This window comes from Mesorhizobium sp. M7A.F.Ca.US.010.02.1.1 (genome assembly GCF_004023085.1).
Classification (GTDB): domain Bacteria; phylum Pseudomonadota; class Alphaproteobacteria; order Rhizobiales; family Rhizobiaceae; genus Mesorhizobium.
On the sequence record NZ_RZRV01000056.1, the window covers coordinates 13,748 to 28,504 of the forward strand.

The following is a 14,757-nucleotide window of genomic DNA, read 5'->3' on the forward strand; positions in this document are numbered from 1 at the left end:
GGGCTAGGCTCTCTGTGGGAGTGGCTGATCAGGCCTTTTTGGCACCGAGATTGGGAAAGAACTGCATGATGCCACCGATGCAGGCAAGGTAAAGCCCGGTGATGGTGATGCCGATCTTGGTGAAGGTGCTGACCTGCTCGCCCAGCACGCCGATCTGATCGTAGAAGGCAGCGAGTGCCGCCTGGGCCAGGGCAAGCGCGCCGAAAGCGCACCACAAGAGAGTCATCCCAAGGTTGATGCGCCGCAGCCGCACCACCCGCACCGGGTGGATGAAGTTGATCGGTACGAAAGTCAGGACGCCGGCCACCACTACCACCGCAAACGAAACCCATTGTCCGGGCTCGATGACGAACAGGGTGAACACCACCATGTTCCAGACCACGGGGAACCCCTTAAAGAAATTCTCCTTCGTCTTCATGCCGGTGTCGGCATAGTAGATGGCGCTGGAGACGACGATGATCGCCGCAGACAGGAATGACAGGCCCTCGCCCATGAAGCCGCGCTGATAGAGCGCGAAGGCCGGGATCAGCACGTAGGTCACGTAGTCGATGATGTTGTCGAGCAGTTCGCCCGACCAAGTCGGCAGGATTTCCTTGACCTCGAGCTTCCGCGCGATCGGCCCATCGATGCCGTCGACGAACAATGCCAGCCCGAGCCACCAGAACATCGCCGTCCAGCGCTCTTCGCTTGCCGCTACCAGCGACAGGAAGGCCAGGAACGACCCCGAGGCGGTCAAGAGGTGGACGGAGAACGCCCTCGCCTGTGGCCAGGTGACCTTCTTTTTCGGGCGCGGAATCCGGTCCGTGATCTTTTTGGCGGCTTTTCGGGCCGTTGTGTTCTTGCTCACGGGCCCCGCCAATCCAGCTTGCAGATTTCGGCCGAACGGCCGGCGAAATTCCAGTTGCGGCCGAAAGCCCGCATCTTGCTCTTGTCGGACCTTGCCACGATGATCTCAGGCGCGATCCAGTATTCCGAATTGCTGATCACCGTATCCTTGTCGCGATCCTTGCCGGGGATGGGTGTCACCGCCCCGTCGATGATCCTCGGTATCTGGAAGATACGCGTCTTGTCACGCGTCTCATAGGTGATCGGCACTTGTTCGACGCCGAGGAATTTGCCGACCAGGATGGAGAGCAGCGATGTGGTTCCGCCTGCCTTGCCCGTGAAGATCTTTGTCAGCGCCTTGACCGCGTAGACAGAGGCGCGGCTGTCGATGAACAGGCCCGCGGTCCAGTTGCCGCGGCTCATGTAGCCGGGAATTTCCATGACCAGCCCGAGATTGAGGCCGGACAGATCTACTTCACCGAAATGGCCGGCATCGATGCGAAATCCCGCCCAGGTCTGGCAATAGCCTTCGGTCGGCGGATGATTGCCAAGCGACAGCACGCAGGGGCAAAAAACCGTGCAATTGCAGGAGAGTACGAGCTCTCCCTTCATCGCCCAGCTCTGGTCTGCCATCGATTTTCCCCCACTCACAGCGAGACTACTAGCAGCGCGGCTGCCCAGACAAGCAGTATCGCACCGGCCAGCCGGGTTGGAACCCTGCTGGCGGTTTGTTTTTCGATCAGGGTGAACAGCCCGATCAACGCCATCCAGAAAATGTTCATGACGCCAACGGCGAACATCACCAGCATCAAGGCCCAGCAGCAGCCGAGACACCACAGACCTTGAGCGACACCGAGCCGAAAGACGCTAACCGGCCTGGCGCTCCAGTTCGCGAAAAGGATCGAGAACGGGTTCTTGCATTTCTTCAGGCAAGCTTCCTTCAGGCCGCTGAACTGGTAGACACCGGCAATCAGCAGAGCGAGCGCAGCGGCAAGGCCGACGACCGGATCGAGCATCCCGGCTGACGAGGCGAATGCATGGGCGGCCAAGGTCAGCGCCGCGAACATCATTGAAGCGGCGAGCCAGACGCTGAGGTAACCGGCGACCAGCACCAGCGGGTGAACGACCGGTTCGCCCTTGATGCGAGCCGTGTCAGTGATTTCGCAATAGGTGCGGATCATCGGCGCAGCCGAAGGCAACATCGTCGCAATCGCCATCAGGAACCACATGAAAACGAGCGCGCCGGCCTGCAAGCCGAGACTTGTGTCCAAAGGCACCGGTGAGAGGCACAGCACAAAGAACCGTTCCAGGAAATCGGGCAGCGGCAGTTGCGGCAGGCTGCGCAGGATCGTGTCGCCGGGGGCGCTGACGCCTGCAATCCCGCCTTCGGCGCCGCGGATTGCCATCGCGGCAAGGGTCAGCCAGGCAAGCAGGATGCAAGCGCCGACAACGACGTTTACCGTGACGCGAGGACTGCGCGCGATGCCGGCCATGGCGCGGCCGGCGCGGTCGAGATGCCTGAAGTCGTCCTGCTGGCCGGTCATGACATCCGAATGGGCCGAATCGCCGCGTTGATCAAGCGGCATGATCTGACCTATATGCTCATCGAACGGCAGGTCGGGTGGACCGCCTCGCATTGCAAGCCGGAAGCCGATCTTGGAGCATCAGCAAACTGCGCGGATACTGGTTGCCGGCACGGGGCCGGCAGGACTGATCGCGGCGCTCGGTTTTGCCGCCGAGGGTTTCCCGGTGACACTGGTCGGGCCGGAGGCCACCGCCCCCGATGGCCGCACGACGGCCCTGATGAACCCTGCCTTGAAAGTGCTCGACCGGCTTGGCGTGCTCGAAGCCGTCAAATCCAAGGCGGCGGCCCTGAAAGTGATGCGCATCGTCGACGCCACCAGCCGGCTGATCCGCAGCCCGGTCGTCACCTTCCGTGCCAGCGAGATCGACGAGGACCAGTTCGGGCTGAACCTTCCCAACAGCGTGCTCAACCCGGCACTCGCCAGCGCCGTTGCCGCGCATGCCGGCATCGACCGGCTGATGCCGATGGTGGCGAACTGGCATCTCGATGCCGAGCGCGCCCGTGCCGTCCTGTCCGACGGCAGCACGGTCGACGCAGCGCTGGCGGTCGCCGCCGATGGGCGGTTGTCACCGGCGCGCCAGGCGGCCGGCATCTCGACCTCGGCCCGGTCCTACCCGCAGGCAGCTCTCGTCCTCAATTTCGGCCATGGCGGCGACCATGCCTTCACCTCGACCGAATTCCACACCGAGACCGGTCCATTCACGCAGGTCCCGCTGCCCGGCAATCGCTCCAGCCTGGTCTGGGTGGTCAAGCCCCAGACCGCGACCGACCTCGCCGCACTGGACGATGCGACGCTTTCTCAGCGGGTCGAACAGCAGATGCAGTCGATGCTGGGCCGGGTAACGGTCGAGCCGGGCAGGCAGATCTATCCGCTTTCGGCGGTGACGCCACTGCGTTTCGCCCGAGATCGGGTGGCGCTGGTCGGCGAAGCCGCCCATGTGTTTCCCCCGATTGGTGCGCAAGGCCTCAATCTCGGCATCAGGGACGTCGACGATCTAATTGGAATCGCTCGTGAAAATAGAGCCGATCCAGGTGCAGCCAAGGCGCTTGCAGCCTACGATTTCAAGCGCCGCCCCGATATTCTGGCGCGCAGCAGCGTGGTCAACCTGCTCAACATGTCGCTGCTTTCCGACATGCTGCCGGCGCAGATGGCCCGCGTTGCCGGGCTCGGTGTGCTCGGAGGCTTCGCGCCGCTTCGGGCTTTTTTCATGCGCGAGGGACTTCGTCCCGGCAGCGGTTTTGCCGCGCTTGCTGGCGGGTTAGGGAAACAGGTCCGGCGCTAGGATATTGTGCCGGATCAGGTAGAGCAGCCCGGTGACGGTCACGACCGACAGGCAGGTTGTGATCAGCACACTGGCCGACGCGCGCTGTACCCAGACGCCATACTGCTGGGCGATGACGAAGACGTTGGTGGCGGTCGGCAATGCCGCCAGAAGCACCGCCGAGAAGACCCATGTCTCAGAAAAATTGCCGATCCAGCTCAGCACGACATAGCAGAGCAACGGGTGCAGGATCAGTTTCAGCGCCGCAATCGGAACCATCTCATGCGGGACGCGATTGAGCGGCCTGAGCGCCAGGGTGACGCCCATGGCAAACAGCGCGCAAGGTGCGGCCGCCCGGGAAAGATATTCCAGAAATCGCTCCACCGGCACGGGCGGTCGAAAGCCGATATAGGCGGCGCCGACACCCAGGGCGGTTGCGATGATGAACGGGTGCAGCACGATCTTGCGCACGACACCCAGCGCAAGCCGGAGAGGAGTGGTCTTCTCGTCGCCCGACAGCGCCATCATCATGGGCGCGATGGCGAAATGCATGATGTTCTCGAAACAGAAGATCAGGGCGACCGGCACAGCCGCCTCCTCGCCGAAGGCCAGCAATGCCAGCCCCGGTCCCATATAGCCGATATTGCCATAGGCGGCCGCGAGCGCCTTGATGGTCGATTGCGCTATCTCGCCGCGCGAGGTCAGCACCGACCCCATGAACATCAAGGAAAATATCATGAAGGTGGAGACGACCGAACCGAAGATGAAGCGCCATTCCGTCAGGTCTTCGAACGGCGTCCTGGCAAGCAGTTGGAAGAAAAGGGCCGGCAGCGCGACATAGACGATGAACGTGTTCATCCAGCCGAGCGCCTCCAGCGGCTGCCTGGTGATGCGCGCCACCAGAAACCCGACAAAAATCAAGCCGAAGAACGGAAGAACAAGACCGATGACGTCAGACATTTTTATGCTGGTCCGAAACCCTGGCGCCGGGCTAGCCCGTTGCTTGATAGGGCGTCAAGCGCCTCGGGATTGAATTGATGCGCGGTCTGCGCCAAATAAGCCCAAGGAATTCAGTGGTGAGTACGATGAAAACAGCCAAATTCGCAATCGGACAGGTGGTTCGCCACCGGCTGTTTCCATTCAGGGGCATTATTTTCGACGTCGACCCGCAATTCGCCAACACCGACGAATGGTACGAAGCCATCCCCGCCGACGTTCGACCGCGCAAGGATCAGCCTTTCTATCATCTGCTCGCCGAGAATTCGGAGACCGAATACATCGCCTACGTCTCCGAGCAGAATCTGCTTGAGGATCAGTCGGGTGAGCCGGTCCGGCATCCGCAGATCAAGGAGATGTTCGACAAGAGGCCGGACGGCGGCTACCAGCCGAAACGGCAGTCAAGGCACTAACCCGCGGAGAGACGGGCACAAAAAAAGCGGGGCATGACCCCGCTTCTTTGTTGGCCGGACGATATCGGCCGATCAGTTGGCGGTCTTCGCCTTGTCCTGCTCTTCCTTGAGCTTCTTGGCGAAATCCTGGTTGTTCTTGGCGACGAAGTCCTGAAGCTTCTTCTGCCGGTCCTCGATGTCCGACTGCTGCAACGCCGGGCCGTCATAGGCGCCGCTGAAGCCCTGCAGGGCGATCTTGATCGGATTGGGCTGGTTCTGGAAATTGACGGAAGTCAGCGTGATCGCCTGACCCTTCTTGAATGCCGCGACGAGCTGGTCGGTCAGCGGCACTTCGGCCACGCAACGATCCGGGAAGCAGATCACATAATCGAGCTTCTGCGCTTTGCCGGTGTCGATCTGCAGGCCGATGCCGGGAGGCACCAGACGGCCGGTCGGAACCGTCACCTGGAACACCTTGCGGTTCACCTTGCCCTTGAGCTCGATCAGGCTGACGCCGGTGACCAGCTGGCCGTTGCCGGCGGTGGTGATGTTCTGGACGTTGCAGATGTCGACGTCTTCCTGCTTGGTGCAGGCCTTGAACCAGCCTTGCGGAATCTGCTGTTGCTGCTGTGCGGAAGCGGCGGGGAGTCCTGCGCCCAGAAAGCCGATCACGCCAGCGGCCATGACCGACAGGCGGTACGCGTTGCTGTTCAGGCTCGTCATGTCGTGCACTTCCTCTCAAATGATCCCGGGACCGGCTTCTTCGTGCCGTGTGGTCCAGCTACCTGTTGCCGAAATGAGGCAACAGAATGACTTCGGAGGGCGTGTTACACTGCAAGCGAGGCCGAATCCAGCCCGGCGTCAGCAATTGTTGAACGCGCGGTTGGCCGGCGCGCCGCCGCCTCATGCTAGGGTGCACACCGAATCATCAAGCCGACCCAGTAAGGAGACGGTCATGGGCCGCGTTGTTGTTTGGCTGATCACCGGGATATCGTTTCTCGCCCTTTCGCATCAGCCGGCCGCATCGGAGCCGAAGCACGCTATCGCCATGCAGGGCGAGCCGGCGCTGCCGCCGGACTATACGCATTTCGATTACGTCAATCCCGATGCGCCGAAGGGCGGCTCGATCACTTATTGCGTCGTCGGCAGCTTCGACAACCTCAACCCTTTCATCCTCAAGAGCCTGCGCACGACGGCGCGCGGCATGATGGACACGATCTTCGGCAATCTGGTCTTCGAGCCGTTGATGCAGCGCAATGCCGACGAGGCTTTCACGCTTTACGGTTTGTTGGCCGACAGCGCCGACATGGACCCGGAGCGCAAGAGCATCGAATTCCATCTCAACCCGAAGGCCAAATGGTCGGACGGCCAGCCAGTGACGCCGGAAGATGTGCTGTTCAGCTACGATGTCTACACCGAGAAAGGGCGACCGCCCTACAGCGACCGCATGGCCAGGGTCGCCAAGCTCGAAAAGACCGGCGATCACAGCGTGCGCTTCACCTTCAACGACAAGGCCGATCGCGAATTCCCGCTGATCATCGCGCTGACCCCAATCATCCCGAAGCATGCCTTCGACAAGGAGACTTTCGACAGGACGACGCTCAAGCCGGTGATCGGCAGTGGCCCCTATACGATCGCGCAGGTGCAGCCCGGCCAGCGCATCGTGTTCAAGCGCAACCCGGATTACTGGGGCAAGGACGTCCCGGCCAAGCGCGGTTTCGACAATTACGACCAGATCACTATCGAGTATTTCCTCAACGCTAACGCCAAGCTCGAAGCGTTCAAGAAAGGCCTTTGCGCCATCGACGACGATAGCGATCCGGTGAAGCGCGAGCGCGATCTCGATTTTCCGGCCTTCCACAAGGGCGATGTGGTCGCGCAGACCTTCGACACCGGCATTCCGCCCGTGGTGACTGGTTTCCTGTTCAACACGCGGTTGCCGAAATTCGCCAACCCGGTCGTGCGGCGCGCGCTCGGTATGCTTTATGACTTCGAATGGGCCAACAAGAACCTGTTCGGCGGCAAGTACGCGCGGACAATGAGCTATTGGCAAAACTCCGAGCTTTCCGCGCTCGGCCATCCAGCGGACGACAAGGAGAAAGCGCTTCTGGCGCCCTACCCCGGCCGCGTGCCGGCCGATGTCATGGACGGTACATGGCGGCCGCCGGTGACCGACGGATCGGGCCAGGACCGCCGCGTGCTGAAGGCAGCCTTCGATCTTTTGAAAAGTGTCGGCTACCACGTGCAGAATGGAACGATGCTCGATCCCGAAGGCAAACCCTTCAGCTTCGAAATCCTGACCGCGTCGCAGGACGAGGAGCGCCTTGCCGGCATCTACCAGCGCACGCTGGAGAAGATCGGCATCGATCTCACCATTCGCAGCCTCGACGGCGATCAGATCCAGTCGCGCAAGCAGCGCTTCGACTTCGAGGTCATGGTCGGATCGAGCGGCTTCAACAATTCGTTGTCGCCCGGCATCGAGCAGAGCGGGCGCTGGAGTTCCGCCGCGGCCAGGACGGAAGGCTCGTTCAATCTCGCCGGCGTTGCCGATCCGGCTGTGGACGCGGCGATCGAGGCGATGCTGCGCGCCCGCTCCAAGGAGGATTATGTTGCCGCAGTTCGCGTTCTCGACCGGCTGCTGATCTCCGGCAACTACATGGTGCCGATGCAGTACAACACGCAGCAATGGATCGCCTACTGGAACTACCTGGAACATCCGCAAAAGACGCCCATATTCGGGTATCAACTGCCAACATGGTGGCGCAAGCCCAACTGAGGGATCAGGAGGTCGAGATGAGCGAATTGAGCGCCATCACCGTCGATGTGGTGTCCGATGTCGTCTGCCCCTGGTGCTTCATCGGCCAGAAGCGGCTCGACAGGGCGATTGCCGCCGTCGGCGATGTCGACGTGCATGTCCGCTGGCGGCCGTTCCAGCTCGATCCAACCATTCCGTCTGATGGCAAGGACCGCCGCGAATACATGCTGGCAAAATTCGGCAGCGACGAGCGCATCCGCGAGATTCACGCCCGCATCGAGCCGCTGGGCGAAATCGAAGGCATCTCGTTCGCCTTCGACGCCATCAAGGTGGCGCCGAACACGCTGGATGCGCACCGGCTGATCCGCTGGGCAGGTGCCGCCGGCGAAGCCATTCAGAACAGGCTTGTGCGCCGGCTGTTCCAGTTGAATTTCGAGGAAGGCGCCAACATTGGCGATCATGCCGTGCTGGTCGAGGCGGCGCGCGAGGCCGGCATGGATGCGTCCGTGGTCGCCACGCTTTTGCCGACCGAGGCCGATGTCGAGGCGGTGCGCACCGAGATCGCCACCGCGTCGCGCATGGGCATTTCTGGTGTACCGTGCTTCCTGCTCGAGGACAAATACGCGGTCATGGGCGCGCAGGATGCCGACACGCTGGCCGATGCCATTCGCCAGGTGGCGGCCGCCAAGGCGCGCGGCGAACTGGAAAAGGCCGGCTGAGCCGACCGCCCTCTCCTCTCCGCGACAGCAGCAAGCGTTACTTCACCGTCGCCTTGGCCTTGCTGATGAAAAATCCATGGCCGTTCGTGGCCGTGCAGGACAGTCCCTTGCTTGACGACTGGCACGAAAACGGCCCGGCGCTCCAGCTGTTGCCGTAGCCAAGCTTGTCGACATCGCTGCAGCAGCCCTGCTCGCCTGGGTTCTTGATCAGCGTGGCTGGCCCCTTCGGACCCAGGATAATCGTGACGTAGCTTGGCTCGACGCGCGAGCAGCTCAGCTCCGGGCCACCATCCCTTGGTTCATAGGTGCCGGTGCCGCCTTTGGGCGTGTAGATGCAGCCGATGTTGCCGGACGGCGTGTTGAACTCGATCTGGCCTTCGGCGCTGGCCGGGATGCTCTGCTCGCCGGCATGCGCCAAAGGTACGAGGGGCAGCCAGGCGAAGAGGGACAGGATTGCGGCCGCGCGTGCAAGCATTGGGAGCTTCCTTGTTGGAGAACCGAACATGCATGAGTGTCGACGATGCCAGGCAAGGTTCAATCCCAAGCGGATGAATTGTCAAACGCAGTTCCTCAGCCGATCCGACAAGGAAGCGCCGCTCGGCCGATTCTCCGGTCACGTCCTGCCTCCGGCAAGGACGACAACGGCACGCCCGGCGAGATCGCGAACGGCAATTCTCGGGTGTTCGGGTCAACCCGCTTTGAGAAAAGCGCTCGGTCCGGACGATTTTGAGTTCACAAAACCGTGTGAAACACTTCCCTAAGGGAAGCCGCTCCAACGTTGCGTTTCTCCAACTCAAACATTTGAAATCAAAAGCGATATCGTGATTTTTGCCTATCGTTGTCGCTATATTTCAGCATGTAATCTGTTGCCTCACGGCCACGGCTGCCGGGGCAATCCGGTCCGCCCGGTTTTAAATTAATGGAAAATGATCAATTGGTGTTACCATCCGTAACAAAAGAAAAAAGGTTTGGGCGGGATCGTGATTCGGGTCGGTAGACCATCGCAAGAGTCAGTACCGGAAAAAACACCTCGCGATGCCGCAGGGCGATCGCTTCTGACGCCGGTGTCGTCGATGCGCAGCTTCTGGGGCCTGATGCGGGCCTACTGGGTTTCCGACCGCTGGAAGGAAGCCTGGACGCTGACGCTGGTGATCGCACTGCTCACGGCGCTGTCCAGCAAGGCCGGTGTTTGGTTCGCCGAAGCCTCCGGCGAACTGGTCAACTCGATCGCCTTCTTCCATGACGCCGCCAACACCACGCCGCTTCGCTCGCTGCTGGTCAATGCCGGCGTCCTGGTGCTGCTGGTCGTGCTCAAGGACGCCGGCTTCACCGGCATCCGCAGCCTCGTGTCAGCGACATTGCACCGCAAATGGCGCGGCTGGCTGGACAGCCGCTTCAACGAAGCGCTGCTCGACACCAATCATACGCATTTCCACGCCCAGCATGGTTCGTCCGGCAATGCCGCTCCCGACAACATCGATCAGCGCGTCCAGGAATCGATCAAGGACATGACCGGCGGAGCCATCGGCCTCGCCATGGGCGTCCTGGGTGTTGCCACATCGCTTTATTTCGTCGGCCAGAAATTGCTTGAAAACTCGGCGGAAGTGAAAGGGCTGGAATTTCTCGGCAGCTACGGCAGCGCGGTTTTGGCTTTCCTGGCGGTCGCCACCTACGTGCCGCTGAACACTTGGATCGCGGTCAAACTGGGTCGTCTGCTGGAACGGCTCAACGTCAGGATGCAGCAATCCGAAGGCAGCTATCGCGGCGAGTTGACCACTTTCCTGCGTCGCAGCTTCCATGTCGCGGCCTCGCAAGGCGAGGATGTGCAGAAGACGATGCACAATCGACTTTATGTCGACATCGACCGCACTTGGGCCCGGCTGAATATCGTCAACACAGGCTACAATTCGTTCGAGCTGATCTACAATTTCATTGGCGCCCGCATTGTCGCCTATGGACCTGGCCTGGTGCCGTTCATCCACAACGGTTTCGATCTCAAGGGCTACATAACCGGCTCCGAGCTGGTCAATTCGCTGATCAGTCAATGCTCCTGGTTCATCCACGTCATGCCGAACATCGCAACGTTGCGCGCCAACAGCCAGCGCGTCATCGAATTGGCGCAGGCGATCGAGAATGTCCAGCATCCGCAGGAATTCTACAGCCAGACCGGCCGCTCCGATTTCCACTACACCAGCCAGAACCCGGTTTTTGGCCTGACCATCCAGAAGCTCGAACTGGCGCATCAAGGCGAGGATGCGACGCCCTTCCTCAGCGCCGCCAATCTGCGCTTCCGGCGCGGCGAATGGACTTTCCTGAAAGGCGAGTCCGGCTGCGGCAAGACTTCGCTGATCAAGGCGATCAACGGCCTGTGGCCCTATGGCCGCGGCACCATTGTCTTCCCCGAGGGCGTCAAGAGTTTCTATGCCGCCCAGGAGGTCAAGCTGCAGCAGGTGACGCTGAAGCAACTGGTCTGCCTTCCGGGCTCCGAGCGCGACCATGGCGACGCGCAGGTCGCGTCGGCGCTGCACAAGGCGGGGCTCGGCGACTTTATCGAGCACATGGCCGACGAAAGCCGCGAAGGCAAAAGCTGGGACCAGGTGCTGTCGGGCGGCCAGAAACAGAAGCTGGTGGTGGCCCGCATCGTGCTGCAGCAGCCGGGGCTGCTGTTCCTCGACGAGGCGACCGGCGCGCTCGACCCCGACGGCAAGGTAGCCTTCCACCAGGCCATCAAGGACAACTGCCCCGATGTCACGGTGATCAGCGTCATGCACGAGGCGGTGGCGCCGAGATCGATGACGGGCAGCGAATTCTATCACAGCATCGTCGCGATCGCCGACGGCGTCGCCACCAAGAAGCCGCTGGTTCCGACCCTGCCCGCCGAACTCACCACCATTCTGGTGCAGCCAAGGCCGGTCCCAAGGCCGGTCGAAGACAAATGGCTGCGCTTCTCGCGCCGGCTGAAGCAGAAATAACGGTTAATCCACCCCGGTCTGCCTAGTCGAACGGCGGCCGGCAATCACAGTCTCGCGATCTCGGCCGCTCGTCGGCATTTTCCCTCCTCACCGCGATTGACACGGCAAGGCGCGCTCCTATGTTGCGCCCGCTTGCAGATAATAAAAAAGCGAACCCGCAAGCGGAAAGGTCACCGCGCCATGCCTGGCGACAGTCACAGTCGAACGCAACAGCCGTCCGCCCTGACGTGACCTCACATGGTTCATGTCCTGCCGACGGCAAGGAGTGAGCCATGAACGAATTTACCGCCGTAGCCAGCGACGAGGCCGTCGCGATTGCCCGTATCCTAGCCAACGATCACGTCGCCGACATTGTCGAGGCCCTGAACAGCGAGCCTCGAGAGACCGCGACGGAACTGCTCTGTGAAGTGACGTTCGAACGTCTGGTCGAGATCTTCGATCAGCCGGAACTCGACGGCGCGTCCGAACTCATGGAGGCGCTGCCGCGCGCCAAGGCGGGCAAGCTGCTCACCGCCATGTCGGTCGACCGCGCCGCCGACATCCTGCGCGAGCTGGAAGAGCCGGCCCGATCCGAGCTGCTTGGCGGGCTCGCGCCGCCGCTGCGCGCAACCCTACTCTCCATCCTCGGCTATCCCGAAGGCAGCGCCGCATCGATCATGACGACGGAGTTCGTCAGCGTGCCCTCGGACTGGACCGTCGGGCAAACGCTAGACTACATCCGCAAGGTGGAGCGGACGCGCGAGACCGTGTATGCGATCTATATCGTCGATCCGCAAACGCACCTGCTTGTGCGCTCGACGGGCCTGCGCCGGCTGATCACCGGTGAGCCCGGCGATTCGATCATGACGGTGGCGCCGGATCATCTTCCGGTGACGGTCGGACCGCTGACCGATCGCGAAACCCTGGCGCAGACGATCTCCAAATACGATCTGCTCGCCGTTCCGGTCGTCGACCACGGCAAGATCCTCGGCATCGTCACCATCGACGACATCATCGACACGATGATCGCGGAGACGACCGAGGATGTGCACCGTTTCGGCGGCATGGAGGCGCTGGACGAGCCGTACATGAAGATGAGCTTCCTCGCCATGATCAAGAAACGTGGCGGCTGGCTGTGCGCGCTGTTCATCTCGGAGATGCTGACGGCCAACGCGATGCAGAGCTATGAGGGCGAGCTGGAGAAGGCGATCGTGCTGACGCTGTTCATCCCGCTGATCATGAGCTCGGGCGGCAATTCCGGCTCGCAGGCGACCTCGCTGGTCATCCGCGCGCTGGCGCTGCGCGAGATCGGTCTTGGCGACTGGTGGCGGGTGGCGCTGCGCGAGCTGCCCACCGGTCTCGTGCTGGGCGCCATGCTCGGCGTGGTCGGCGTCTGCCGCATTGCGCTGTGGCAATATATGGGCTTCTACGACTATGGCCCGCACTGGCCGCTGATCGCCACGACGGTGGGCGCGGCCCTCGTCGGCATCGTCACCTTCGGTTCGCTGTCGGGGTCGATGCTGCCGTTCGCCTTGAAACGTGTCGGCTTCGACCCTGCCAGCGCATCGGCGCCGTTCGTCGCCACGCTGGTCGATGTCACCGGGCTGGTGATCTACTTCTCGGTGGCGCTGGTGATCCTGCGCGGCACGCTGCTGTAGCCGCTTCCTTATCTCCGCCGTGGCAAATACCTTGCCGCGGCGGAGTTCCCCAGTCCGGCTTTACCGTCAATCGACCCGCACGCCGTCCTTCACGCGGTAGGTCGGCTTGTACATGGTGACCAGTTCTTCCGCCGCTGTCGGATGCACGGCCATTGTGCGGTCGAAATCGTCCTTGGTCAGGCCGGCCTTCAGCGGGATGCCGAGCAGCTGCGCCATCTCGCCGGCGTCCGGCCCCAATATGTGGGCGCCAAGCACTTTCTTCGACGCGCCGTTGACCACCAGCTTTATCAGCATCTTCTCATCCCGCCCGGACAGGGTGTGCCGCATCGGCCGGAATGTCGCGCGGTAGATCTCGATGTCGGGGAAGCGTTTGACGGCGTCGTCCTCCGACACGCCGACAGTGCCGATCTCCGGCTGTGAAAAGACGGCGGTCGCGATCGTCTCGTGATCGGGCGCGGTTGGATTTCCCTTGAAGGCGGTTTCAATAAAACACATCGCCTCGTGGATCGCCACCGGCGTCAGTTGCACGCGGTTGGTGACGTCGCCGATCGCCCAGATGCTGTCGATGTTGGTGCGGGAATATTGGTCGACGGCGATGGCGCCGGTCTTGGTCATCTCCAGTCCGATTCCTTCCAGGCCCATATTCTCGGTGTTGGGAATGCGGCCGATGGCCAGCATCACCTGGTCGACGGTCAGCACCTCGCCGCCGCTGACGAGCGCGTCGAGCCGGCCGTCCGGCCGCTTGCGGATCCATTCGGACACGGAATGGCAGAGGATTCTTATCCCCTTCTTTTCCATCGTTTCGTGCAGCATGCGCCGCAGGTCCATGTCGAACCGGCTGAGGATCTCCTTGCCGCGATAGACCAGCGTGGTGTCGACGCCGAGACCGTGAAAAATGTTGGCGAACTCGACAGCGATGTAGCCGCCGCCCTCGATCATGATCGCCTTGGGCAATTCCTTGAGGTCGAAAGCCTCGTTGGAAAAGATGCAATGTTCATGGCCGGGCAGCGCCGGATGCGCTGCGGGTCGGCCGCCGGTGGCAATCAGGATCTGGTCTGCTGTGACGGTGCGATCCTCACCCAGGAGATGCACGACATGCGGGTCGACGATCATGGCGCGCGAGTGAAAGGTCTCGCCGCCGGCGCCCTCGACGTTCCTGACGTAGATCGCCTCCAGCCGGCTGATCTCGCGATCCTTGTTGGCGACCAGCGTCTGCCAGTCGAAACTGGCTTCCGGCACCGTCCAGCCATAGCCGGCGGCGTCGGCAAAGTGCTCGGGAAATTGCGAGGCATAGACATAGAGCTTTTTCGGCACGCAGCCGCGGATGACGCAGGTGCCCCCATAGCGGTATTCCTCGGCGATGCCGACTCGCTTGCCGAGAGCCGCGGCGACACGCGCCGCCCTGACCCCGCCCGAACCGCCGCCGATGACGAAAAGATCGTAGTCGTAACCGGCCATGACGCGGCTCCCAAGCTTCAGAAATGTGTCAGACAGGTAGGCCGCAAACCGTCAAAAGAAAAGCCCGGACAGGCCGGGCTTTCGCGGGAGGCCGCAAGGCCATTTGAAATGCGGGATCAGTTGTTGTCCGCGGGGGCCGCGCCATCGGCGGGGGCG

At 62.0% G+C, this 14,757-nt stretch carries 13 protein-coding genes; 6 read left to right on the top strand and 7 right to left on the bottom strand.

The annotated features are described in order from the left end of the window. Positions 1–28: 28 nt before the first annotated feature. Genes pcsA through EOA19_RS31815 form a run of 3 tightly spaced genes read right to left on the bottom strand, consistent with a single transcriptional unit; the run spans position 29 to position 2,411 of the window. Positions 29–847, bottom strand: a complete 819-nt coding sequence (gene pcsA, locus EOA19_RS31805; RefSeq protein WP_023811884.1) for a phosphatidylcholine synthase — start codon at positions 845–847, stop codon at positions 29–31. Then, positions 844–1,458 (bottom strand): DUF1326 domain-containing protein, encoded by a 615-nt coding sequence (locus EOA19_RS31810; protein WP_023811883.1) that lies wholly within the window; start codon positions 1,456–1,458, stop codon positions 844–846. Before EOA19_RS31810 ends, pcsA begins: the two co-directional genes overlap by 4 nt. A gap of 14 nt (positions 1,459–1,472) precedes the next feature. Further along, positions 1,473–2,411: a DUF2182 domain-containing protein gene (locus EOA19_RS31815; RefSeq protein WP_128305844.1), complete on the bottom strand. Its 939-nt coding sequence runs from the start codon at positions 2,409–2,411 to the stop codon at positions 1,473–1,475. Positions 2,412–2,481: 70 nt separating this feature from the next. Here EOA19_RS31815 and EOA19_RS31820 point away from each other — a divergent pair, with 70 nt between their 5' ends. After that, a complete protein-coding gene (locus EOA19_RS31820; protein ID WP_128305845.1) occupies positions 2,482–3,693 on the top strand; it encodes a UbiH/UbiF family hydroxylase in 1,212 nt (403 codons plus the stop codon). On the opposite strand, the gene EOA19_RS31825 is transcribed toward EOA19_RS31820, so the two are convergent. Then, entirely contained in the window at positions 3,670–4,632 is a 963-nt protein-coding gene (locus tag EOA19_RS31825; protein ID WP_128305846.1) for an AEC family transporter, read from the bottom strand. The two genes, EOA19_RS31820 and EOA19_RS31825, sit on opposite strands and share 24 nt — an antisense overlap. A 125-nt stretch (positions 4,633–4,757) precedes the next feature. Between EOA19_RS31825 and hspQ the strand changes: the two genes are divergently transcribed. Then, the gene (hspQ, locus tag EOA19_RS31830; RefSeq protein ID WP_023811879.1) at positions 4,758–5,081 is read left to right on the top strand and encodes a heat shock protein HspQ; all 324 of its coding nucleotides are present in this window, start codon (positions 4,758–4,760) and stop codon (positions 5,079–5,081) included. A gap of 72 nt (positions 5,082–5,153) precedes the next feature. On the opposite strand, the gene EOA19_RS31835 is transcribed toward hspQ, so the two are convergent. Further along, positions 5,154–5,783 (bottom strand): invasion associated locus B family protein, encoded by a 630-nt coding sequence (locus tag EOA19_RS31835; protein ID WP_027036590.1) that lies wholly within the window; start codon positions 5,781–5,783, stop codon positions 5,154–5,156. 232 nt (positions 5,784–6,015) lie between these two features. On the opposite strand from EOA19_RS31835, the gene EOA19_RS31840 reads away from it, so the two are divergent. Next, positions 6,016–7,836, top strand: coding sequence for an extracellular solute-binding protein (locus tag EOA19_RS31840; protein ID WP_128305847.1), 1,821 nt, complete (start codon positions 6,016–6,018; stop codon positions 7,834–7,836). A gap of 17 nt (positions 7,837–7,853) precedes the next feature. After that, positions 7,854–8,534 (top strand): DsbA family protein, encoded by a 681-nt coding sequence (locus EOA19_RS31845; RefSeq protein ID WP_023811877.1) that lies wholly within the window; start codon positions 7,854–7,856, stop codon positions 8,532–8,534. A gap of 37 nt (positions 8,535–8,571) precedes the next feature. Here EOA19_RS31845 and EOA19_RS36170 read toward each other — a convergent pair whose 3' ends face one another. Then, entirely contained in the window at positions 8,572–9,009 is a 438-nt protein-coding gene (locus tag EOA19_RS36170; RefSeq protein WP_245486400.1) for a hypothetical protein, read from the bottom strand. A 598-nt stretch (positions 9,010–9,607) separates the two neighbouring features. Here EOA19_RS36170 and EOA19_RS31855 point away from each other — a divergent pair. Both EOA19_RS31855 and mgtE read left to right on the top strand, forming a co-directional pair. Beyond that, positions 9,608–11,506: an ABC transporter ATP-binding protein/permease gene (locus EOA19_RS31855; RefSeq protein WP_164780439.1), complete on the top strand. Its 1,899-nt coding sequence runs from the start codon at positions 9,608–9,610 to the stop codon at positions 11,504–11,506. A 272-nt stretch (positions 11,507–11,778) separates the two neighbouring features. Next, a complete protein-coding gene (gene mgtE / locus EOA19_RS31860) occupies positions 11,779–13,143 on the top strand; it encodes a magnesium transporter (RefSeq protein WP_128305848.1) in 1,365 nt (454 codons plus the stop codon). 66 nt (positions 13,144–13,209) lie between these two features. On the opposite strand, the gene gor is transcribed toward mgtE, so the two are convergent. Continuing rightward, positions 13,210–14,601 carry a glutathione-disulfide reductase gene (gene gor, locus EOA19_RS31865; RefSeq protein ID WP_128305849.1) on the bottom strand — a complete coding sequence of 464 codons (1,392 nt, stop codon included), beginning with the start codon at positions 14,599–14,601 and terminating at the stop codon, positions 13,210–13,212. Between the last annotated feature and the right edge of the window lie 156 nt (positions 14,602–14,757).

Bases quoted from the DNA above. Each gene is read 5' to 3' on its own strand.
- EOA19_RS36170 (WP_245486400.1), bottom strand. From the start codon at position 9,009: ATGCTTGCACGCGCGGCCGCAATCCTGTCCCTCTTCGCCTGGCTGCCC.
- EOA19_RS31835 (WP_027036590.1), bottom strand. From the start codon at position 5,783: ATGACGAGCCTGAACAGCAACGCGTACCGCCTGTCGGTCATGGCCGCT.
- EOA19_RS31845 (WP_023811877.1), top strand. From the start codon at position 7,854: ATGAGCGAATTGAGCGCCATCACCGTCGATGTGGTGTCCGATGTCGTC.
- EOA19_RS31825 (WP_128305846.1), bottom strand. From the start codon at position 4,632: ATGTCTGACGTCATCGGTCTTGTTCTTCCGTTCTTCGGCTTGATTTTT.
- EOA19_RS31855 (WP_164780439.1), top strand. From the start codon at position 9,608: ATGCGCAGCTTCTGGGGCCTGATGCGGGCCTACTGGGTTTCCGACCGC.
- EOA19_RS31810 (WP_023811883.1), bottom strand. From the start codon at position 1,458: ATGGCAGACCAGAGCTGGGCGATGAAGGGAGAGCTCGTACTCTCCTGC.
- gor (WP_128305849.1), bottom strand. From the start codon at position 14,601: ATGGCCGGTTACGACTACGATCTTTTCGTCATCGGCGGCGGTTCGGGC.
- hspQ (WP_023811879.1), top strand. From the start codon at position 4,758: ATGAAAACAGCCAAATTCGCAATCGGACAGGTGGTTCGCCACCGGCTG.
- EOA19_RS31815 (WP_128305844.1), bottom strand. From the start codon at position 2,411: ATGCCGCTTGATCAACGCGGCGATTCGGCCCATTCGGATGTCATGACC.
- mgtE (WP_128305848.1), top strand. From the start codon at position 11,779: ATGAACGAATTTACCGCCGTAGCCAGCGACGAGGCCGTCGCGATTGCC.
- EOA19_RS31840 (WP_128305847.1), top strand. From the start codon at position 6,016: ATGGGCCGCGTTGTTGTTTGGCTGATCACCGGGATATCGTTTCTCGCC.